This window comes from Paenibacillus anseongensis, from assembly GCF_009757995.1.
Lineage (GTDB): Bacteria > Bacillota > Bacilli > Paenibacillales > NBRC-103111 > Paenibacillus_E > Paenibacillus_E chondroitinus.
Map to the genome: position 1 here is coordinate 57,742 of NZ_WSEM01000005.1, position 22,802 is coordinate 80,543.

15 protein-coding genes are annotated in these 22,802 nt (G+C 46.9%); 11 read left to right on the forward strand and 4 right to left on the reverse strand.

Features of this window, described 5'->3' with window-relative positions:
• Positions 1-53: 53 nt before the first annotated feature.
• The 3 genes from GON05_RS04955 to GON05_RS04965 are packed head-to-tail and all read right to left on the reverse strand — an operon-like array spanning position 54 to position 5,616.
• Complete coding sequence (locus GON05_RS04955) at positions 54-2,678, reverse strand: Ig-like domain-containing protein (RefSeq protein WP_157318106.1); 2,625 nt, start codon at positions 2,676-2,678, stop codon at positions 54-56.
• Between the two features lie 16 nt (positions 2,679-2,694).
• Complete coding sequence (locus GON05_RS04960) at positions 2,695-4,635, reverse strand: hypothetical protein (protein WP_157318107.1); 1,941 nt, start codon at positions 4,633-4,635, stop codon at positions 2,695-2,697.
• Positions 4,636-4,656: 21 nt separating this feature from the next.
• Positions 4,657-5,616, reverse strand: a complete 960-nt coding sequence (locus GON05_RS04965) for an OmpL47-type beta-barrel domain-containing protein (RefSeq protein WP_157318108.1) — start codon at positions 5,614-5,616, stop codon at positions 4,657-4,659.
• A 352-nt stretch (positions 5,617-5,968) separates the two neighbouring features.
• On the opposite strand from GON05_RS04965, the gene GON05_RS04970 reads away from it, so the two are divergent.
• Entirely contained in the window at positions 5,969-8,671 is a 2,703-nt protein-coding gene (locus tag GON05_RS04970; protein WP_309491889.1) for a family 78 glycoside hydrolase catalytic domain, read from the forward strand.
• A 38-nt stretch (positions 8,672-8,709) separates the two neighbouring features.
• Positions 8,710-9,996 (forward strand): Gfo/Idh/MocA family protein, encoded by a 1,287-nt coding sequence (locus tag GON05_RS04975; RefSeq protein WP_157318109.1) that lies wholly within the window; start codon positions 8,710-8,712, stop codon positions 9,994-9,996.
• A gap of 284 nt (positions 9,997-10,280) precedes the next feature.
• On the opposite strand, the gene GON05_RS04980 is transcribed toward GON05_RS04975, so the two are convergent.
• Positions 10,281-11,150 (reverse strand): helix-turn-helix transcriptional regulator, encoded by an 870-nt coding sequence (locus tag GON05_RS04980; RefSeq protein WP_157318110.1) that lies wholly within the window; start codon positions 11,148-11,150, stop codon positions 10,281-10,283.
• 115 nt (positions 11,151-11,265) lie between these two features.
• Between GON05_RS04980 and GON05_RS04985 the strand changes: the two genes are divergently transcribed.
• The 9 genes from GON05_RS04985 to GON05_RS05025 all read left to right on the forward strand — a co-directional run bounded on the left by GON05_RS04985 (position 11,266) and on the right by GON05_RS05025 (position 22,792).
• A complete protein-coding gene (locus GON05_RS04985; RefSeq protein ID WP_157318111.1) occupies positions 11,266-12,372 on the forward strand; it encodes a glycoside hydrolase family 172 protein in 1,107 nt (368 codons plus the stop codon).
• A 255-nt stretch (positions 12,373-12,627) separates the two neighbouring features.
• Complete coding sequence (locus GON05_RS04990) at positions 12,628-14,220, forward strand: ATP-binding protein (RefSeq protein ID WP_157318112.1); 1,593 nt, start codon at positions 12,628-12,630, stop codon at positions 14,218-14,220.
• Between the two features lie 193 nt (positions 14,221-14,413).
• Positions 14,414-16,720, forward strand: a complete 2,307-nt coding sequence (locus GON05_RS04995; RefSeq protein ID WP_181646419.1) for a helix-turn-helix domain-containing protein — start codon at positions 14,414-14,416, stop codon at positions 16,718-16,720.
• 233 nt (positions 16,721-16,953) lie between these two features.
• Entirely contained in the window at positions 16,954-17,850 is an 897-nt protein-coding gene (locus tag GON05_RS05000; RefSeq protein ID WP_309491892.1) for an ABC transporter permease, read from the forward strand.
• An 18-nt stretch (positions 17,851-17,868) separates the two neighbouring features.
• Positions 17,869-18,765, forward strand: coding sequence for a carbohydrate ABC transporter permease (locus GON05_RS05005; protein WP_157318114.1), 897 nt, complete (start codon positions 17,869-17,871; stop codon positions 18,763-18,765).
• Positions 18,766-18,882: 117 nt separating this feature from the next.
• Entirely contained in the window at positions 18,883-20,565 is a 1,683-nt protein-coding gene (locus tag GON05_RS05010; RefSeq protein ID WP_181646420.1) for an extracellular solute-binding protein, read from the forward strand.
• A gap of 86 nt (positions 20,566-20,651) precedes the next feature.
• Positions 20,652-21,542, forward strand: a complete 891-nt coding sequence (locus GON05_RS05015; RefSeq protein ID WP_157318115.1) for an SGNH/GDSL hydrolase family protein — start codon at positions 20,652-20,654, stop codon at positions 21,540-21,542.
• A 109-nt stretch (positions 21,543-21,651) separates the two neighbouring features.
• On the forward strand, positions 21,652-22,065 hold the full coding sequence (locus GON05_RS05020; RefSeq protein WP_181646421.1) for a DoxX family protein: 414 nt from the start codon (positions 21,652-21,654) through the stop codon (positions 22,063-22,065).
• Between the two features lie 28 nt (positions 22,066-22,093).
• Positions 22,094-22,792: a pirin family protein gene (locus GON05_RS05025; protein ID WP_157318118.1), complete on the forward strand. Its 699-nt coding sequence runs from the start codon at positions 22,094-22,096 to the stop codon at positions 22,790-22,792.
• The last annotated feature ends 10 nt before the right edge of the window (positions 22,793-22,802 follow it).

The window sequence follows — 22,802 nt, forward strand, 5'->3', positions numbered from 1 at the left end:
AAGCCTGACGGAATACACTCCGTCAGGCTTTAGTTTTAGCTGCAAGATCTTTCCTACTGCGTCAAAGGCAGCTCAGCAACATTTGAAATCACTTGCTTGCTGGCAAGCTTATCCCATACAAAAGCCTTCAGCTTATAACCGGCCGCATCTTCGGGCAGCTGGAAGTTAGCCGTTAGCGTTCTTATTCCTTGGCCTTCGACCAAGTCGCTGGTATAGGAATAGTTGACGATATTGCCGTCCGCATCATAGAGCGAGATGACCAGTACGCCATTTTTATCAAGCTCGGATCGATTGCTAAATTGCACACTGACCGAAGGATCACCGTCATTTTCGTTCAGCTGCAAATTCCCGGTGGTGAAGACAGCTCCCGTAACGTTATCTGTCCGCAGCTTCGTATTCCCAAATAGGGAGGAATTGTAGTAATTAAAATTGTTCGTACTCTTCGTCGCATCGACGGCCATCCCGATGTAAGCATGGTCCGGCAGATCCAGCGTGACAGAACCGACCACTTCCCAGTTAGCTCCGCCATCAATGGAAATCAAACCTTTGACTTCATTCCCATATCTGGAAATTTTCAAAAGTGCCGGCAATTCGACATTTGGCTTGGCTGTAGTTACAACCAAATCCCCTCGGGTTGATCGGCTCATAAAATGGATCCGTGTCCCGTAATATTCTTCTTTCATCACCGTAATCATGGCAAAAGGAGAATCGGCCGTCAGATCCTGACGGATCATAAGCCCTGATTTTACACCATTATCGTACTCGGAAGGATTCTGGAAGTTAATCGTAGAGCTTAACTCCATATCACCTGAAATATCACGGTATGTGTATTGGAACGCATCTTTCGATTGGATGCCATCGCTCGTTGCGCCAATTTTGCCGGTACCTTTTACGATAAAAGAACTGTTCTCAGCCCCTGATACGCTTGAAGTTCCTGGTATTGTCACGCTGCCGACGTCCGCGGATGTCCATGCGCCAATCCCACCTGTTCCATTGACATGAATAACAACCATACTTGAAAGTGTTTGAGTTCCTGAGTTGTCAGTTGCCTTGGCATACAAATAATGAGTTCCTTCCGGAGCGTTTGTCCATGTATACGAATAAGGTGCGGATGTAACCGTTCCTAACGGGATTAGTTTCATCGCTTGCGTATCGTAGAAGGAGAATTCAACCTTGGATACAGTGCCATCACTGTCAGAGGCTGTGGCATCAATGACAATATCTCGATTCGCTTGCAGCATCGCATTCGCAGATGGGCTAGTAATGGCTACAGAAGGATTGCCCGACCCATTGCCAAGCAGCGAGTTCAAATATTTCTCCAAATAGGTAAAACCGTCACCGCTATCCGCTTTACCATCAGCTGTGTTATTGGCATCAAGACCGTGGGCTTCTTCCCAGCTGTTCGGGATGCCATCGTGATCACTGTCATAATCGGCTGACAAAGTCGTCTCTGTTAAAGCCGGAAACCCTCCGTCCCCATCCGGGGTATTGGCGAATTTCCCCAAGCCGTTTCTGACATCGTTCACGATACGCGCATCGAGAGAATCTCTTTTTGGTAAAATGGCTCCTGCGTGCTCAAGGACTTTGCTGTAAGTATCTGTCGCCGAGTCCGTTGTTACGGAAGTGTCGACAGTGGTGCCATCGGTATTCTTATAAGTAATAGGTACCGGGCTTTGCAGGCGATTGACCGTTCCTAAGCCATACTCGGGTTGAACGCCGCCGGCCCAGTTATTTGCGCTGATTTCCGGATAGCCGTCCACATAGTTGCCTTCAATATAGTAGTTTCCGGGCTGCTCGGACCAAGGATTGAAAATTCGGTTTTTCACATCATCAAAGGTAGCGGGACCTGCTTTATAGTAGTTGTTTACGACGTTGACGCCAGTCGCATTTTCACCGCCATATCCGCTGTTGGCTCCCCAGTTATAGAAGACGTTGTTTCTCAAGTCGAACAGCAGAGGTGCGTCTTTTTCAAGTCTAAAGTCACGGTCTAATCGAGGATTTCGGCTATTGTTGTTGGCAATTAAATTGTGGTGAAACGTCATATTGGTGCCGCCCCAAATACCGCCGTACCCGTGGGCGCCCTTGTCGTGAATCGACATGTTCAGAGAATCGCTGATGATTGACCATTGCACGGTGATGCTGCTCTTATCTTTGGATGAAAGGACCTCGTCCGTGCTCCAGCTAAAAGAGCAGTGATCAATCATCATTTTCGGAGCGTTGGGTGAAAAGGTGTCGTCCAGCTCGGCAAAGCCTCCGCGGAAGCGAAGATAACGGAGGATGATATTGGATCCGCCCAAAGATACTGAATAGTTGCCGATGGCGATGCCGTCTCCAGGCGAGGTCTGTCCGGCAATCGTCAGATTGTAGACATTCGTTTTAATTTTCTCCTTCAAATGAATGGTGCCGGAAACCCGAAAGACAATAACGGTCGATTTGGAAGTGCTGTTCGCCACTTTAACAAGCCCGTAGCGCAGCGTTCCGGGGATCGGGGTCTCTGAGGACGTGTAATCATCGAGACTGGTGACTTCGTAAACGTCCCCTCCGCGTCCCCCTGTTATATACATAGCGGCGCCTTCCGCTCCGGGAAAGGCTGTAATAGGTTCTGCCGCCTCCGCAAGCGAAGGGACTAGACTCGCTACAATAAACAGGAATGATAACATAGCAATTATCTTTTTCATTGTTGCCTCCTCGTGCCTACTGAATCGATATACTGTTCGACAATGGTTTCATGGTGATTAAGCTGTCCCAGATAAAAGCTTTGGCGTGATAGCCGGATAGGTTCTGTGGAACCTTGAATCCGGTATTAAACGTTCGTTTTTGCCCGGCATGCGCCGTTACAGATGCGGACGTAAAAGTGACCAGGCGTTGATTGGCGTCGTACAATGCACAGATGACAACAAAGGAACGTTTCTCGGCTGTGTTATTCGTAACTTCGACTTTGGCGGTTGCGTTTATCCCCGGCGTTAATGCGGATAGCTTGTTGCCGTTCCAATCGATAAACTCAAAAGAGTTCAGTTGGATAGTACGTCCTCTAACGAGGATAAAATAGCCGTTGCTATCGGATTGCGCGATTTTGTTCAGAGTAACCTGCGAGTTGGCGGCAAAGCTTTTCTTGTACAAATCGAATACCTTGGCGCCTCCATCAAGCTCGATGGTATCCGCTGTTTTGGTCCAGGTTGACAGCCAAGCCAAGTTGGCTTCCATCGTTTCACGGCTTACAGCGACAAACACATCCGCATCATTCGTTACAGCAAAAGTGGTGAGCACATCGCTTGCTGTATAAGCACCCGATGCGTTCGACGTGCGAATCCAATCGATCCCTGAGTAATTTGAAGGGAGTTTGGTTATGGTGCTCTCCGAATCGCCATAAGGCGTACTGCCTACAGCGAGACCGCTTTGCACGGACCAATCTGACATGTTTTTGGTATCGTTTACATACACGTTTTGAATGATGCTCGTCGTGGCGGATTCCAATGCATGTCTAGGATTAGGCGTAACAGCAACGGCTTGAGACAAGGAGAGAGGGCTCTCTACTTCCGTGTCGGTGCCTTTGGACAGCAGCCTAGTGTTTTGTGTGATTTTTACATAATATGTTTTCCCGTTCTCAAGCAGCGGGCTGGTGGACGATGTCCCAAGCTTGGTGATCGATACGTAATCACTTGGCACAAACTTTTTATTATATTTATCCATGACCTTCACATACTCTGAATCAGCAGCGTCGGGTTTGGTGGCCACGTAGACATTGTTCGATCTGGCGCTTGGTGAAGGTGCCCATTCGACATAGATTTCTTTATCCCTTGGATAGGCCGTAAGTCCAACAGGTGCTTCTGGCGTGTCGGCAGGCGGCTTCGCAGAGACCTTGATTTGGGATACGTAGAAGGAGTTAATCGGATTAGGTGATTCGCCGGCTGTAAGCAATTCAATCATGGCGATATTTTGCTTTATTTTCTCACTTGTCGTGGTGCCGGCACTCCGAACCTCGACCGTAGGCTGCTTGGAGAAACAGAGGTTGCCGTCCACATAAACCATCACTTGATCATTGACGATGTCGACAACAACCTTGATGTTATACCAGTGATTCGGCTCATAGGGATACATGTTGTCCGGACCTGTTTTCGCATCGAACACGAACTTTGCCTGGGAAGGATCTGCTGTGATTCTGGCGACGTAGTCGCCGTTGCTGCTTAATAGATTCAAAACCTTCGCTCTTTCGCGCTGCGGCCCGGGCTGCATGAAGGATACCTCAGCTACGACCACACCTTCCTGCTTTTCAAACGTTTTGACAATTCTTGTCGTGTTGCGATAGGCAACCTTGCTACCAGAATTATGGTCATCGTAAACATAGAGGCTGTTGCCTGGTTTCCCGGGAGCTTTGGCTACATAAGCGTCACCTTTAAGGCCGCCGGCGTTCCCTTCCTCAAGCATGGGCTTGTATACATCATAGCCTTGATCCTCTGCTTTTGTGCCGAGCGAGTCGTTTTCAAAGTTGTCGTCAACAAGCACTTGCCACCCATCACTAACGGGTGTTTCTGCCGCCATCGCTTTTGTATCAAATGGATTACTTCCGTAAACCCCGCTAATGAGCAGTAAAGCGAGTGTGAGGCGGAGTATCATCTGTCTGAACTTCTTATTCAAAATAACACCTCCGAAAGATCATTACTTCGTTTTGCCGGATTGGTCATGAGGTACGGTTACCGTTGCGGTAGCCGTAGAACGATTTCCTGCTGTATCGGTCGCCGTGTAAGTGATGGTATATACGCGTTCGGATTGCTCTTTGGATTTCTCTGCACGAAGAGCAAACGTCTTGTCCAAAGTGCCAAACTGCGCGTCTTGAATATCATCCGGCTGGATGGAATCATTACAAGTAATAGAAGTAAGGACAATGTTATCGATTTGCGATATGGCGTCAGTTGCATACACATCGGCGGTCACAGTAACCATTTTCTTATTTGGCGGCCAGATGGTGTCCTGATCCAAAGTTACTTTGATGGAAGGCGCCTCTTTGTCCAGTCGTAGAGTTAGGGATTGGACGGCCTCCTCATTTCCGGCTTGATCAATACTTTTGTACTCAAACAGATAGATACCGCTAATTTTTGGTAGCGTAACCGGCTGTACATATAGGCTCCAAGCGCCTCCATTCAAGCGGTAGGTGGTTTGGGCGACCGATACGTTGTCTGTTGCGGAAAGAGTGACAGTCGGTGCGGAAACATACCAGCCGTTGCTGCCGTCAACCGGGCTTGCTACGGCGATTGTTACTGGCGCTGTCGTATCCAGCGAATTTACGGTAAAGGCCGTTTGGGAAACAGCGATATCGGCATCACCTGCGACGGAAACGGCATAGGTACCGACAAATCTTGTATTCACTGTAAAATGAAACAGGTAGTCACCGTTTGCACTGCTTTGGCTCTGATCCAAATAGGCAAGACGATTGTGTGGATCACGGACTTGCACTGTAATGAGGTGTTCTCCCGTCACCCCCGAGTTGCCGGAAACCGTTACAATACCTGTAGCTGTGTCTAACGATGCTGTTACTTCCGCGGGCGATGCCGATGCGATCTGCAGTGATAGACTGAAGAACATCAGGAGCGACAGCAGGGATAGTATCCATTTTCTCAAGTTACTTCCTCCTCTGGTTTGTGATGGAGCGGAATACGCCTAAGTCATTCATCCCCTTTCGAATTTTTCGTCAAAAAGTGAAATCGTTTTCAATGAAGCGAATGGAAAAAGATAGCGTGAAAATAGCTATGCTAATTAACTTTAATACATATTTCACCAGGCACATTAGGGGAATGAGTTCATTTTTATAGGTTATTTCTTTCATTTAGGGGTATTCAATGAAGCAAGTGAGGGCATTATGCCGCAAGATTAATGTTTTTGCCCTATAAACTGTTCTCGAACCCCCCATATCGGAGCAGGTTTATCCTTTTATAATACAAACAAGTACGATCTTAACTTAAGGGGGATAACAGTGAGCCTATCCATTATTGAATGTTTAACGGAGTATGCGAATAACCCGCTTGGGCTTGATGTCAGGCGGCCACGCTTGTTTTGGAGGTTGGAGTCGAACGACCGATCTGCTGCTCAAGCTTATTATCAAGTGTTGGTTGCTTCATCACAAGAGCGGTTGGATCAAGGTGTGGCTGATCAATGGGACAGCGGCAAAGTAGCGTCCGATCAATCGATTCACATTGAATATGCGGGAGATAAGCTGATCTCAGAGCAAACGTATTATTGGAAAGTCCGAGTGTGGGATACGCAGGGAGAAGCGTCTGCCTGGAGTCAAACGGCTTATTGGTCGATGGGGCTGCTGTCACGCGCGGATTGGAAGGCCAAGTGGATCGGGCGCAAAGCAGAAAAAGGCGTTGATATGCAGCCTTCTCCCTACTTGCGGAAGAGCTTCCAGCTTGCCAAGCAGGTGAAAAGAGCTTTTGTTTATGCGACTGCACTTGGTTTGTATGATCTTCGGCTTAATGGAAGCAGGATTGGAGCGCTCTTTGCACCTGGCTGGACTGACTATGAGACACGCGTGCAAGTGCAAGCCTATGAGATTACGGACCAATTAACAGTAGGCGAAAATGTTTTTGGAGCCATTTTAGGTGATGGCTGGTACGCGGGTACGGTCGGTTTTCTCGGGAAAAATGTGTATGGGGAGAGGCCGTTTTTACTGCTTCAGGCACGGATTGAATACCTTGACGGTACGAGTGAGCTTATCATTTCGGACTCGTCTTGGCAGGCAGCTAAGGGAGCGATTCTTTATTCGGATCTTATCAAAGGTGAAGCCTACGATGCTCGTCTGGAGCCAACTGGCTGGGATCAAGCCGGCTATCAAGCAGCATCCTCTTGGGAGCTTCCGGATGTGCGAACGGGCTACAATGGACTGCTCGTAGCAACGATTGAACCGCCGGTTCGCATCATGCAAGTACGTAAGCCCGTCTCTTTCCGCCGCACGGAAGAAGGGACTTTCATTTATGATATGGGACAAAATATGGTTGGCTGGACAGAGTTAAAGGTTAGCGGGGCGGCAGGCGATCAGGTCACAGTCAGCCATGCTGAAATGCTGAATCCGGACGGCAGCTTATATTTGGATAACTTGCGAGTAGCCGTTCAACAGGATCATTATGTGTTAAAAGGGACCGGAGAAGAACGGTATGAACCGCATTTTACATTTCACGGATTCCGCTACGTTGAATTGATTGGTTACCCTGGCGAACCCGATTTGGATACAATCGTTGGAAAAGTCGTGCACTCCGAAATGGCTGAGACGGGGCGTCTGGAGACAAATGATGAGATGGTGAACCGGCTGTATGCCAACATTACGTGGGGACAAAGGGGGAACTTCCTCTCGGTGCCGACGGATTGTCCGCAGCGCGACGAGCGGCTGGGCTGGACCGGCGATGCGCAAATTTTTGCCCGCACAGCTGCTTACAATATGAATGTGTCACGCTTCTTTTCGAAATATATGCAGGATATGATCGACAGTCAGCTACCGTCGGGGGCTTTCACGGATGTAGCGCCTGACGCCGGTTGGATTCGCCACAAAATGTGGAATGCGAATCTGAATTGGTTCGCACCCGATAATGCGGGATGGGGCGATGCCGGGGTTATCATTCCATGGACCTTGTATTTGATGTATGGGGATATTCGCATATTGGAAAATAACTACCAAGCGATGGCAGATTGGGTGAGTTATCTTCGGGACAACACGGAAGATCTCGTGCGTCCGGATTATGCCAACTATGGCGATTGGTTATCCATTGATGCGGATACGCCCAAAGAAGTGCTGGCTACAGCTTATTTTGCTTACAGCACTCAGCTATTGGCTAAAATTGCCGGCGTTCTGGGGCGCGAGCAAGATCAGACGCAATATGAGAGTTTGTTTGCCTCGATTGCCCAGGCCTTCCGGAACGCGTTTGTCGGCAGTGACGGCCGAATTCACGGGGAGACGCAGGCGGTGTATGTCCTTGCTCTGCAATTCAACTTGCTGACTGAAGAATTGAATAAGATGGCTATCGAGCACCTAACAGCGGATATTTCCGCGCGTGGAGACCGGTTATCAACGGGCTTCCTCGGAGTCGGCTACTTGCTGCCTGCTCTAACGGATCATCAAAAGCTGGATGTCGCTTATACGCTGCTTACTCAGGAGGAGTTCCCTTCCTGGATGTACTCCATTAAACATGGGGCAACGACCATTTGGGAACGGTGGGATGGCTGGACTGAACATAAAGGGTTCCAAACGCCGTCTATGAACTCCTTTAATCACTATTCCCTTGGCTCAGTAGGGGAGTGGATGTTCCGATATATGGCCGGGATCGAGGCTGATCCTGCGGCGCCAGGTTTTAAACATGCGATCATACGGCCAAGACCAGGAGGAAAATTGGACCGAGTCAAAGCAAGCTATGATTCCTTGTACGGAACCATTGAGGTGGCTTGGCATTTATCTGCGTCGTCAAAAGTATTCCGGATCGAAGTGTCAATTCCCGTTAATACGACGGCTACGATTTATGTACCTGGCCGGGTTTGTGTCATCGATGGCGTCGAAAATACATCAGGAACATGGGAGATCGAAGGCTGCCAGCCGCTTGGCAGTACGGAAGAGGTAAGTTGGTTCAGGCTTGGAGCGGGTCGATACACGTTTGAGAGTGATTTGCTTGCCATCAAGGCATCCGTGTAGAGTCGGTTTTTATAATTTATATAAAAAGGGTGAAAGGCATGACGACGAGGAAAAAGTACGTATTAGTTGGCGCCGGCGGGCGAGCGCGGTTCTTTTATTCCGCCATGGCGGAGAACTTCCGGGAAACGACGGAGCTGCTGGCCTTATGCGACATCAACCAGACGCGCATGGATTACGCGAAGCAGCAATTGCAGATGAAGTTTGACTATCCGGAGGTGCGCACCTACGAACCGGAAGCGTTCGACCGGATGATCGAAATCGAGAAGCCGGATGTGGTTATCGTCACGAGCGTCGACCGTACGCACCATACGTACATCATTCGTGCGATGGAATTAGGCTGCGATGTGATAACAGAGAAGCCGATGACAATTGACGAGGAGAAGTGCCTTCACATTCTTGAAACGGTGGAGAAGACGGGACGCAATGTGCGCGTTACGTTCAATTACCGTTATGCGCCTCACCATACGAAAGTGCGAGAGTTGATTGAAGAAGGCGTCATTGGACAGGTTAATTCCGTCCATTTCGAATGGCTGTTGAACACCAAACACGGGGCTGATTATTTCCGTAGATGGCATCGTGACAAGAGAAACAGCGGAGGACTGCTCGTGCACAAATCGACGCATCACTTCGATCTCGTGAGCTTCTGGATCGGGTCAGAGCCGGATACGGTGTTTGCTCTTGGCGATTTGCTCTTCTATGGCCGTGAAAACGCTGAAAAGCGCGGTGTAACTCAATTCTACGATAGAGCAACGGGGAATCCGCTTGCCGAGGATGATCCTTTTGCTCTCCATTTGGATCGTAATGGTCGATTGAAGGCGTTGTATTTGGACGCTGAGCACGAGGATGGTTATCTTCGCGATCAGAACGTTTTCGGAGACGGGATCAGCATTGAGGACACAATGGGCGTTATGGTTCGCTATCAAAACAAAGCGATATTGACCTATTCGCTAAATGCCTATTCCCCTTGGGAAGGTTACCGGATTGCTTTTAATGGAACAAAAGGCCGGCTGGAGATGACGATTATGGAGCAATCCTATGTCAACTCTGGTGGTGATAAAGCGCTCGAAGGAGCGATAAAAAATAAAGAAATCCGCGTCTTTCCGATGTTTGACCGGCCTTATGAGGTGAACGTAGAAACCGGAGTTGGAGGCCATGGGGGAGGAGATCCTGTGCTGCTGAACGATATCTTTGGTGAGCCGGTTGAGGATCGCTTTAAGCGGGCGGCAAATCATGTGGACGGAGCCCGGTCCATTCTGGTTGGCATTGCCGCGAATCGCGCGATCCGGACAGGGCAGCCCGTCAAAGTTGCTGATTTGTTAAGTTAAAGGATTACAATAAAAGATGGCCCACCTCTTGGATCTCTGGGGGAGGGTGGTGGCAGAGGGAACTACAGGGCTCTATTTCATGGGCAGCTGCCATTTAGGCAAACGAATGGGAACCAGGAGCCGTTATTTTCTCATTATGAAGAGGAATGTGCTCAAAAACCCTGAAATAAGACCTCGTAGTTCCGTCTCGACCGTCAAAACCCGTCAATTTCGCGAAATAGCGGCTTGTAGTTCCTCTAAATTGCCTAGTCGAGCCGAGCTAAGCCAAGCCAAGTGGTGCCCTCTTAGCGGTTTACCCGAAAATGCGAGGGGCTTTTGCCCATAACGGTTTTAAACGCTCGGCTGAACGTATGAATGTTCGCAAATCCCAGCTGCTCAGCAATTTGACTCAAGGGTGTGTTGGAAAATTGAATGCTGTTTTTGGCTCTTTCCATGCGAATGTATTGGTGGTATTGAATGGGAGTCATTTGAAACATCGTTTTGAATAGATGAATGAGATGAAATTTACTGACGTGAAATTTCTCGGATAACTCCTCGAGTGTCACGTTCTGATTGACATGGCGATCAATATAGGTGCGGATTTCGGATAGGAATTCAACCTGGCCCTCTTTGTTTGCTTTGCCGCCATAATATTGTTCGCGCAGCAGGATCGCAAGCAGATCAAGCATAGCGCTTTTGACCCGGAACTCGTAATAGGGTGGTTTGGTTTCATGCTCACGGATGAGATCGAACAGCACCCGTTCCAAGTGAGCGGAATCCCGTGGACGAAAATGATTCGGGATGAAATACGGAGATGTGGAGAGCAGGTCCGTTCGAAACCATTCTTTTTCTTTCTCACTCATCTGCTCGATGGACTTGAACGATACGGTAACATCCGGGCTATCCGGCAAAACGTTAAGATCGAAATGGACATGAGGCTGGCGAATCGTTTGTGTCCCTTTTGATTTAATGGCGTGTCGCTCTCCTGGTTTAAAAAAGAAAACATCCCCTGGACGGCCTTCGTAAATTTGCTCTTCCACCCTCACTTCCAACTGACCTTCCATCAGAAACAGCAGCTCATAATCCCAAATCATACGTTCTTCAATCGTCCATGGTGATTCGATCACACTATCCATCGCGACGCGGATATAAGGTGAAATTTGATTTAATTCCATCACAGCACCTCAGCAATATATGGTAAGTAAATCGGCAATCTATGCTAAATAAATGCGGATAAAACGCTTTATAATGGAGGTAGGTACAACAATATATGATACAGAGGTGATGGACATGCTGCAACTGCATGGTTTGGGAAATGGCTTATCTACGGCTCCTCTCGTGACAAACGGGCGGACACGTTCCATTACGGCGGAGAATCCAACGGGGGAGAAGGGACAGGGTGGCAAAGCCGCCAGCAATCTGGGAACGGCCAGAAAAGGGCGTCCTTGCATCGATTTAAAACAAGGCGAAACGGTAACGCTCGCACATATACAGGGCACTGGCGTGCTTCAGCACTTTTGGATCACGGTGACCGATAAAACAAGTGCCAAAGGACATCAAGATCAGTACGTACTTCGCGACCTCGTGCTCAGAATGTACTGGGATGACGAAGAAACGCCATCCGTTGAAGTACCGCTTGGCGACTTCTTTTGCAATGGTTTCGCCAGACGCAGCAACGTCAATTCCCTTCCGATTTCCGTTAACCCGACCGGCGGGATGAATTGCTATTTCGCCATGCCGTTCCGCACCTCTGCGAAAATTACGATTGAAAACCAACACGCCTATGACATTGGCGGATTTTTCTATACATTCAACTATACGCTTGTTGACGAACTGCCAGAGAACGCGGCTTATTTTCATGCGCAATGGCGTCGAGAGCGTTTAACCGAGACTGGTAAAGACTACACCATATTAGACAATGTCAAAGGGGCCGGGCAATATGTGGGTACCTATTTGGCATGGGCAGCGCTGGAAAGGAACTGGTGGGGAGAAGGTGAGATGAAGTTTTATATGGATGGTGATGACGAGTGGCCGACGATTTGCGGGACGGGGACCGAGGATTATGTCGGGGGTGCTTGGTGTTTCTCCAATTTGAAGACCAATGAGCCGGAATCTTATTCAACGCCTTATTTAGGATATACGTACTACAAAGACACGACCGAGATTGATCCATGGTCCGGTCATCAGGTGCCGATGCATGGGATGTATCGCTGGCATCTGCCCGATCCTATCCGCTTTGAAAGTGATTTGAAAGTAACGATTCAGCAAATTGGCCACGATCATTCGCGATTATTTGAAAGATCCGATGATGTTTCTTCCGTCGCTTACTGGTATCAAATGGAGCCTCATGCAGATTTTCCGGCGCTGCTGCCGGTGCAGCAAAGATGGCCTAGATAAAATTGCAGCAGGCACTTATTTTGAGCCGCGGTACTTGGTAGTTATTTAATAGACGCTATAAGGTTGTCTCTGAAGGCTTCATGGCCAAGGAGACAATCTTTTTTTGCGTATGACAAAAAAACTCATCCCCAATTTAGTACATAGGTTTTATATTTATTGAACAAAGAACTATGGTATAATTTTCTAAAACAGGATTGAAATCAAGATCTGAATCAATGCCGTACCGAATGATGAGTGAAAAATGAGGAGAATCATATGGAACTATGGATCGAAGAATCCCGCCAAAGGTGCTTGCAGCAAGGTTTGGACCCTACCAAAATACCTCTACCAGGTTTTCAATTGACGGCCAAACAGCTTCAAGAAGAGAAGCATAAGTATCGAAAGATTCTAGTGGTAACTAATTATTTTGCAGAAAAATTATTAGCCTTCTTGTCAGGGACACCTCATCTCATAGTCGTAACGAATGATACAGGTTATATCCTGGATAATTATGGCGATGAGACCATGAAGACGACCATCAATCGGTTGGGCATTCAAGAAGGCATCAAGTGTGATGAAGAATTTATGGGGACCAATGTGGTAGCGCTTGCGCTCCTTGAACAAAAACCGATTCAGATTGTTGGGAAAGAGCATTATCATATGATGTTGGAGGATAGCGCCTGTTATTGCGTTCCCTTCCACTTTTCCAATTTCCACAACTTATCAGGTGCCATTTCCATCATGACGTCTGTTGAGCATCATCATCCTACGTATCTAGCTTTGCTAGCGAATATGGTAGATTCTATCGAACGGGAACTGTCGCTGCGCCTCGTTAATCATAATCAGAACCTGATTCAGCAGCTTGTGGTGAATAATATGCGCAATGGAATCATTATGACGGATGAACGGGGGATCATCACCGAATTTAATGCGTATGCGGAGAAAATTACGGGAAGAAACCGGAAGAGTGTGACAGGCACACCGGTATTTCCTTTTGAACATTTTGGCAGCTATTTCTATCAAGCGCTGAAGTATCGCAAGCAAAGTGAGAATATTGAACTTACTTTCCGCTATTCCTTGGATCAAGAGAGTGTGTGTCTCTTTGATGTGCTGCCCATCCTGAATGAGCATGGCGAACTGCTGGGTGCCTTCGCACAGTTTCGCGATATTACCGATCGTGTAATTCTGGAGCGGCAGTGGATTAATTCGGAGAAGTTCTCGGCCATCGGCAAGCTGGCGGCAGGTTTGGCGCATGAGATCAGGAATCCTCTTACGGCCATCATTGGTTTTTTTCAGCTGAGTAAGCAGTCCAACGACCCGACGAAACTATGGAGTTACGTGCATTTAATCGAAACAGAGCTTGAAAGCATGAAGCAGCTTGTATCCGATTTCGTTGTGATGGCCAAGCCTAGCACACCGGAACGAAGAGCTGTGAACATGCAGGAATTTCTGAAAGACATTGTACGATTTATGGATAGTCAGGCTATTCTAAAAAACACAACGATTACGGCAATAACGGATAATGCCCTATTGGTGGCTATGATTGACCCTTCTCAAATCAAACAAGTCCTCATTAACCTTCTTCAAAATGCTATCGAATCAATAGGGAAAAATGGCATCATTCAGCTGTGCGCAGAATTGGCGCATGACAATCAAAGCTTCAAAATCAGCATTGAAGATAATGGCATTGGCATGACCAAGGAAGAATTGGATCAAATTCTGAACCCCTTTTTTACAACCAAAGAGAATGGTTTAGGACTCGGCTTATCGATTTGTTACCGAATTATTGAGAATCATAAAGGAACCATAACGGCAACCTCTCGCAAAGGCTACGGGACGCGGTTTGAGGTTACGTTACCTTTAGAATGACGGCTCGATAACCGAGAAATAGGCACGCTCACTTCACGTTGAAGTGAGTTTTTTGTTTCCACGAAACGACCATAAGTGGTCATGAAAAGGGAAATATGTATGGTCATCTCCCTAATTGTACCCTAGGCGATAATGTTCTGATTTTATATAATGAGTTGGGGAGTAAGCGCTCTCATAGAAGGGGGAGTTACCGGTGCCCAAGTTCTCAGGTGTGTTTCGTAAGTTTCTTTTTTCCTACATTCTTATTTTAATCATTCCTAGCATTGCGGGGTATATGTCCTACCGCACCTCCATTGCTGTCACGCAGTCCATTTCCATTGAGAACAATGTGACACAGCTGCAGAAGAGTCAGGAAATATTGGAGCGCAGAATGGCTGAGGTGGAAAGTTTCACCAGGCAGTTGGCTCTGAATCAAGATTTAAGTGTGCTATTAAATGAAAGCGTAGTGGATCAGAAAACGAATGTGTATGGGATTTGGAAAATCTCAAGGGATATTAAGGCTTATAGCCAGACCAATGATTTTTTGAAGCACTTTTTTATTTATTTCACGAACTTTAATGTGCTTGTAACGCCTGGCAATGCCTATTTTCGACCGGAACATTATTATGAGGCATCGCATTACAACAATCTTTCATTTGATGAATGGAAAAAGACGATTTTAGATAAAACGCACAGCAGTGAAATCCTGCCGCTAAGTCCTTTCGTTACAGGTGGGAACCAAACCTCCGTTATCACTTATATGCAATCGCTTCCATTAGATAGCTTTAGTGATTCTTCCCCGGCAACCGTGGTTACGATTATAGATGAAAAAACGATCAACAGCGTGTTATCGGGTTTGCGGAATGAAGCGGGCAGCTGGATGTACATCAGTGATGCTCAAGGACATACCATTAGTTTGCAAGGCATTACTCAGCCGGAGATTGAGCAGCTCTCGGTGGATCCGAAGTTTGATAAAGCGTCCGTCAGCCAATTTTATAAAGATGATCTCGTGATCAAAATTCGCTCCAAAACAACAGGTTGGGTTTACAGTACGGGGATTCCAAGACATGTTTTGATGGAAAATGCGAATAAGATCAAATACATTACCTGGTCGGTGACAGGTGCTGCGCTGCTGATTGGCCTTCTTGTTGGCTACTTGCTTTCGTACCGCAATACGCTTCCAATTACTCGGCTGCTTCAGGTCATGAAAGAGCATTTTGGCAAGGAAGCGGCGCTGGCGCGCAATGAATATGATTTTATACAGGGGAATATTTCCAATATATTGATGAATAGCAAGCACTTAGAATCTGAGCTCAAACGACAGCTTCCCTTGATTCGGGATGCTTTCTATAAACGGTTGATTGCAGGCGAGTTTCAAACCAGGGAAGAGATCATGTCTGCGGCTGCTCAGGCGGGCACGGGTGTTGGCTTTAACGCCGGATACACCGGTATTTTGCAAATCAACGGGTACTCAGACATGGAGAGCGTTGAAATTTTGAACGAGCTGAGCGCTGCCCGATTGATTCTGAAGCAAATTGTGATCGAAGATGAAAGTAGCGTTTTTGTTCATATGACCGATTTGGGTTCGGATCGCATGGTTCTCCTCTTTACCTCCGGGGATACAGAAGCTGGGGAGGAAGTCAATAAAGATGAGGTTGAGAAACTCGTGAACAGGCTGGTCAATCTGGCTTTTGGTGAGTATCGCATTACGATAACGGCAGGGTTAAGCGACCCCTTCAACTCCGTTATGGAGGTTAGTCGAGCCTACGAGCAAGCAAGGCAGGCCTTGGAAAACGCTATTTATATGAACAAAAAAGGAGTCGTATGGTTAGGCGATACACGAATTGAGAGCAATACGTATTATTATCCTATCGACTTGGAGCTGCGATTAATAAGTACAATTAGAGCAGGTGATGAAGAGGAAGCAAGGCGTATCGTGAAGTCGATGATCGAGCAAAACACGGAAAATCGCGAACTTTCTATGGAGATGAAGCACCAGTTCATCGGGGAGTTGAAGGGAACGCTGCTCAAACTGCTCGACCAAAAGGCGATTATGGAATCCACATCATTCGAAAAAATCAAAAATCGGATCATTGCTATTGTGACCAGCGAGTCCATTGAAATTATTTCCCAAGAAATAAATGGAATTATTGCGGACATGTGCGGCCTGATTACTAGTAAAAAGAACGATGCTCACTCTCGAACAGTGAAACAAATAAATGAATTTATCGCCGCGAGGTATGCAGATGCCGACCTTAACTTATACCGGATTGCAGAACATGTCGAAAGGCCGGAGAAGTACATCTCCCAGCTGTATAAAGAGGTGACGAGGACGAATTTATCCGACCAACTGGAGAAAGTAAGAATGGATCACGCGGCGAGTCTTCTGAAAAGAAACCAGTACAACGTCGACGAAATTGCTTCGCATGTCGGCTATAACAGTTCGCATTCTTTCCGTCGGGCATTTAAACGCGTAATGGGCGTTTCGCCAAGCTCGTTCCGACAATCTGTCGAGGAATAATATGCAAGAGGCTATTCTTCCATCATTTTCATGAGTGATGGGAGAAAGCCTCTTTTTTGACTGTACAGGTGATGAGGGTTAAATGGACGTTTAATAAGGTAATTGCCCGGCCTGATTCGGGCTTTATGTTCGGAATTTGACGCAAATGTACCTATACGATGGCCGTGGCAACCACCTATAATCAGCCATATAGAAAGCGCTATCACATTTTATCGGATTGTAGGAGGGAGCATGTGAAAAAGAGTTTTATCAAACATTGGCAGCTGTATCTGATCGTGATTCCACCATCTTTATTTTTTCTTATTTTCAAATATTATCCAATGCTGAATGCCGTCCTTGCCTTCAAGGATTACAACGTGACCAAAGGGATCTGGGGAAGTCCTTGGGTAGGTTTTAAACATTTTGAGCTGTTTTTCGAGAATCCGATCTTCTGGACTTTAATGAAAAACACGCTGCTTATCAGCGGTTATTTGCTTCTCGCCGGCTTCCCAATTCCTATTTTATTAGCCCTGGCGCTGAATGAAATACGTAATGGCAAGTTTAAAAGGTTCGTGCAATTAGTTTCGTTTGCCCCTTATTTTATATCCACCGTTGTTATGGTTTCCATCATCATGCTGTTTCTAGCCCCTCGACTGGGTTTCGTGAATGTGGCCATGAATTATTTCGGGATGGATTCAATTAATTTTCTCGGGCAACCGGGGATGTTTCGCTCGATCTACGTGTGGTCGGATATTTGGCAGACCGCCGGTTATTCCGCCGTTATTTTTCTGGCTGCGCTGGCCGGTGTCGATCCTTCGCTGTATGAAGCAGCCAAAGTGGACGGAGCGTCGCGGTTTCAGAAAATCCGCCATATTGATCTGCCGGGCATTCTGCCGACGATCACAATCATTTTTATCTTGAATGTGGGCAGTGTCATGTCATTAGGATTCGAAAAAATTTATTTGCTGCAAAACCCGCTGAACAAAATAAATTCAGAAATAATTGCAACTTACGTGTATCAAATCGGCCTCTTAAACGCGAACTATAGCTTTGCTACAGCGGTCGGCTTATTTAATTCCTGTATTAACTTAATTCTGCTCGTAGTCGTTAATCGGGTTGCGAAGCGGCTTTCGAATACGAGTATTTGGTGAGAATGGAGGAACTATGCGATGAACACCGTGAAAACAACGATCCGAGAATCGGCGGGCGATAAAATATTTGTCATTTGCCTCTATGTGATCCTGAGTCTTTTGTTAGTGATCGTTTTATATCCGCTGATTTATATTGTAAGCTCCTCGTTCAGCTCACCAGCGGCTGTGACGTCGGGGCGTGTGTGGTTATGGCCGGTGGAGTTTTCTTTGAAGGGTTACGCCCAGCTCATGGACAATCCGAAAATCATTACCGGCTATGCGAACTCTTTGTTTTATACGGCGGCAGGGACCTTGATTTCAGTAGCGCTTACGATCATGATCGCTTATCCGCTATCACGTAAAACATTTAAGGGACGAAACGTCCTCATGATGTTAGTCACCTTCACGTTGTTATTTACCGGAGGACTTATTCCAACTTATTTAGTTGTGAAACAGATGGGCCTCATCGATACCAGATGGGCTTTAATAATTCCCAATGCCATCTGGGTCTGGCAAGTTATCATCGCCCGAACCTTCTTTCAAACATCAATACCTGATGAACTTATTGACTCCAGTGAGCTTGATGGCTGCAGCGACCTCAGATTTATGTGGAGCGTCGTGATCCCGTTATCCAAACCCATCATCGCTGTTTTATTCCTCATGTACGCGGTGGGTCAGTGGAATGCTTACTTCGATGCGCTTATTTATCTCAAAACCGCCCAGCTGTTCCCGCTGCAGCTTATTTTGCGGAGCATTATTATTCTGAATAACAGCTCGAATGCGACGGATGCCCTGAAACTGGTTGAAAGACAGCAGCTGGCAGAACTCCTGAAATACTCGCTGATTGTTGTTGCGACGATTCCTGTGCTTATTATCTACCCGTTTGTACAGCGCTATTTTGTACAAGGAATGTTAGTGGGATCAGTGAAAGGGTAACGGAAAAAGGGATATGGCGGGGAACTGAAGAATTGAAAGGGGTGATCGACGAGAACTTGCAGGTTATAGATCAACCTATAAGTCAGCTTTTCAAATCAGTAAAGGGAGCGGATTTCATTGAAAAGAAGATCGGTCAGCGTTTTGATTTTTATTATCATGTGCAGTTTGGTTCTTGCCGCATGCACGAGTACACAAGAGGCATCACCATCGTCATCCTCAAAACCTACTACAGATACAGCCTCGCCAAATGCTGGGCAAACAGGAAAACCTGTACAAATCAGCGTTTTTGCGCAGCAGGCGAACGATATTGATTTAAATACGAACCTGTTCACGAAGCATTTGGAAAGTAAATTTAATGCGAAATTCAAGTTCGATGTAATTCCCTATGACGGTGCCAAAGAAAAACGCCAAATCTCGCTAGCGAGCGGCGATTATCCGGAAGCGTACATGTTAACGGCTTATATCGACCAGTTCTCGCAAGCGGATCTTTTGAAATTCGGCAAACAAGGTGTCTTGCTGCCGCTTAATGATTTGATTAACCAATATGCTCCTAACATCAAAGCGGCCATGGAAAAGGATGCCACGTTCAAAAGCTTTATTACAGCGCCAGACGGTAAGATTTATGGTCTTGGTTCCTATACGCAATGCTTTCACTGCTCGTACCCGAACAAAATGTGGATTAACACAAGCTGGCTGAAAAAATTGAACCTCGAGATGCCGAAAACGACGGAAGATTTCAGGAAAGTGCTTCAAGCTTTCAAAAAAAATGATCCGAATGGCAACGGCAAGGCGGATGAGGTGCCACTTAGCGGTTCAACAGAAGACTTCGGTGTACGTGTGATCCCGTTCCTGATGAACGGCTTCATCTATGATGACGACCGGAATTATTTGAATCTGGTTAACGGGAAAGCGGATACTGTGGCGAATAAACCGGAGTGGAAAGAAGGCCTTACGTATATTAAATCCTTATACGACGAGGGTTTGATCGATCCCGGTGCGTTTACTCAAAATGCGGAAGCTTTTAAGAAAATTGGGGAGAACGGTTCAGGGCAGATTCTTGGCGCAGGCGCAGGCATGCATCCAGCCATCTTCGTTAATATTGATAAAGGCAATAAAAACTCAGCCGATTATAACCCGGTTCCGCCACTTACAGGACCCCACGGTTCATTGTCCACGCATGATGGAGGCGGCTTAATTCCTGGGGCGAAGTTTGTCATCACGAATAAAGCGAGCCAAGAAGCGCAAGTTACTTTAATCAAAATGGTCGATTACATGTTCACGATGGAAGGTCAAACGAATGCGGCATCCGGTATGGAAGGCATCGACTGGAGAAAGCCGAAAGAAGGCGAAGTGGCGCTGGGCAAAGGGGTTACACCACAGATCGCGACGATTCCAGCGATTGATGGGCAGCCGCCTCGCAATGCGGGATGGAGCGGCATGGGCCATTTTTACCAGCCGAAAGAATATCGCGATAGCATCGTACAAGGCACGGATGTTTACGATTCCGCCAATTACGAACGCAGATTATATGACGCGACACTGCTGTATCAAGGGCATGAACCGAAAGAACTGTTCCCGATGTGGGCGATTTGGATCGATCCGGCGCTGACCGATGAGGCGAGCATTCTTCAAACCAACATCAAGAACTATATTGAGCAAAGCGCGCTCCAGTTTATTACGGGGAACAAAGATTTGAACAAAGATTGGGATGCGTATGTGAAAGGGCTCGACAATTTAAAGCTCGGAAGATATCTTGAAATTCTCCAAAAAGCGTACGATACGGCAGCAATTAAAAAATAAGGCGTAGTGTGGGGCTATCGGTATAGGTCAGGAATGACCTGTCGGATAGCCTTATTTTTGAATTGCGTTATCGGAGGGAACATTAAATGACGGAAGACAAGAGAATCCTATTCCTGGGAGATAGCATAACGGCTGAGGGAACGTTTATTGCTTTTTTGGAGGCAATCTTGTTTCAACACTTCCCTTGGCAGGGGTACACATTGATCAACATAGGTGTGCCTAGTGAGACAGCTTCAGGTTTAACAGAGGGGGATCATCCATTTCCGCGGCCTTGTGTCCATGAACGGATTGAACGTGCTCTTCTAATAACTAAGCCCGATTGGGTCGTATTAGGTTACGGCATGAATGACGGGATCTATTCGCCTTTTTCTCAGGAAAGATTTCTGGCTTATCAAAAAGGGCTGCTTGAAGCCATCCGGATCGTTCGTTCAACCGGTGCCAAGGCGATCGTGATGACGCCTCCGCCTTTTGATTCATCCGCAATTAGACAAGAAACACTTCTGGCTGATGGCCATCATGAACAAGCATACAGCTACTTAACTCCCTATGAACATTACAACGATGTACTCAAAACGTATGCGCGCTGGCTGCTTTGGCAGGAAGGAATTGCTGATGAAGTGGTGAATATTTATGATCCGCTGCTGCTAGCCAGAGAAAAAGAGCGAATGAACGATCCTGACTACCGCTCAGGAGACGGAATTCATCCACATGCTGACGGCCATTGGGTCATCGCCGAAACGCTTCTCCGTCATTTATTTCAAGTGCGTTGTCTAAAAACTCCACCGTTCGTCGGGCAACCGGAGAGCTCGCCTTTCTTTCAGCTTATTTGGCAGCGCCAAAAAGTGCTAAGTGCAGCTTGGAAAGAACATATCGGACATTCCAATCCGAACAAAGCAACAGCTTTACCTCTGGAGGAGGCATTGCTAGTAGGCGATAAGCTGGCGGAGCAAATTAAGAACCATTCTTCTATTTCTTAGAAGGGTGGTTTTATTTAGTTGCTTGACAAAAGTAAGTCTGTAACGATATTATACGAACATAAAGTTCAATACTTTAAAAAAGTTAGCTTTGGAAGGGGAAGTTTTTGAAGTGAAGAATTATCAGCAATTGGGGGCATTACTATTAAGAGTACTGCTCGGAATTATCTTTTTATCACATGGTGTTGCCAAATTCCAAGGAGGAATCGGTAATATTGCAGGTTGGTTCGAAAGCATCGGCATTCCCGGATCCTTGGCCTATGTCGTGGCAACCATCGAATTAGTGGGCGGGATTGCTCTGATTCTAGGACTAGGTACACGTATTGTGTCCGCAATATTGGCAATTATCCTGCTGATTGCGACGTTCAAAGTGAAGCTGGCTGTCGGTTTTCTTGGAAATGGGCAAATGGCAGGATACGAGCTTGATCTCGCTTTAATCGGTATGGCTGTTTATTTGCTAATCAACGGAAGCCAACGGCTTGCCATAGATTCGCTCTTTAATAAAGGTCAATCATCAGCGCTATAAGCGTTTAACTTTAAAACGGAGGGATCCTATGATTCAGATTTATGAGGCAGAGAACCGATATCAAGTCAATGCAGGATGGCTTCAAAGCCGATTAAGTTTCTCTTTCGGAGAGTTTTATGACCCGAATAATACCGAATTTGGGGTTATGCGTGTATGTAACGATGATGTTGTAGCGCCGGGTAGAGGATTTGGTGCTCATCCTCACAGTGATATGGAAATTGTTACGATTGTGCTTGAAGGAGCAGTTCAACACTCGGATAATCTCGGCAACTCGGAGATTACTTCTGCAGGCGAAGTGCAGCGGATGAGCGCTGGCACAGGGATCGTGCATGCGGAATTTAATGCATCCAAAACAGAGTCGACCCGGTTTCTGCAGCTTTGGTTTGAGCCGAGAGAGCTCGGGCTGTTTCCAACGTACGAAACTCGCCGCTACGACGCTGACCAACTGCGAAACGCGCTGCTGCCCGTTGTGACGCCAGAAGGATCCGAGCAAGCGGTGATGATCAATCAAGACTTGACGCTTTACTTAAGTCGGCTTGATCAAGGAAGGACGCTGTCTTTTGAGCAGGAGGAAGGGCGTCGAATGTTTATGTTTGCCATTGAGGGGCAAATTACGGTTAGCGGAAAACAGCTCAGAGCAGGAGACACAGCTCGCATTGAGTCCGAATCCAAACTCGTGGTTGAGGCAGAGCAAGATGCCTTTTTCATGCTGATCGACCTTCCATAACGGAACCAAG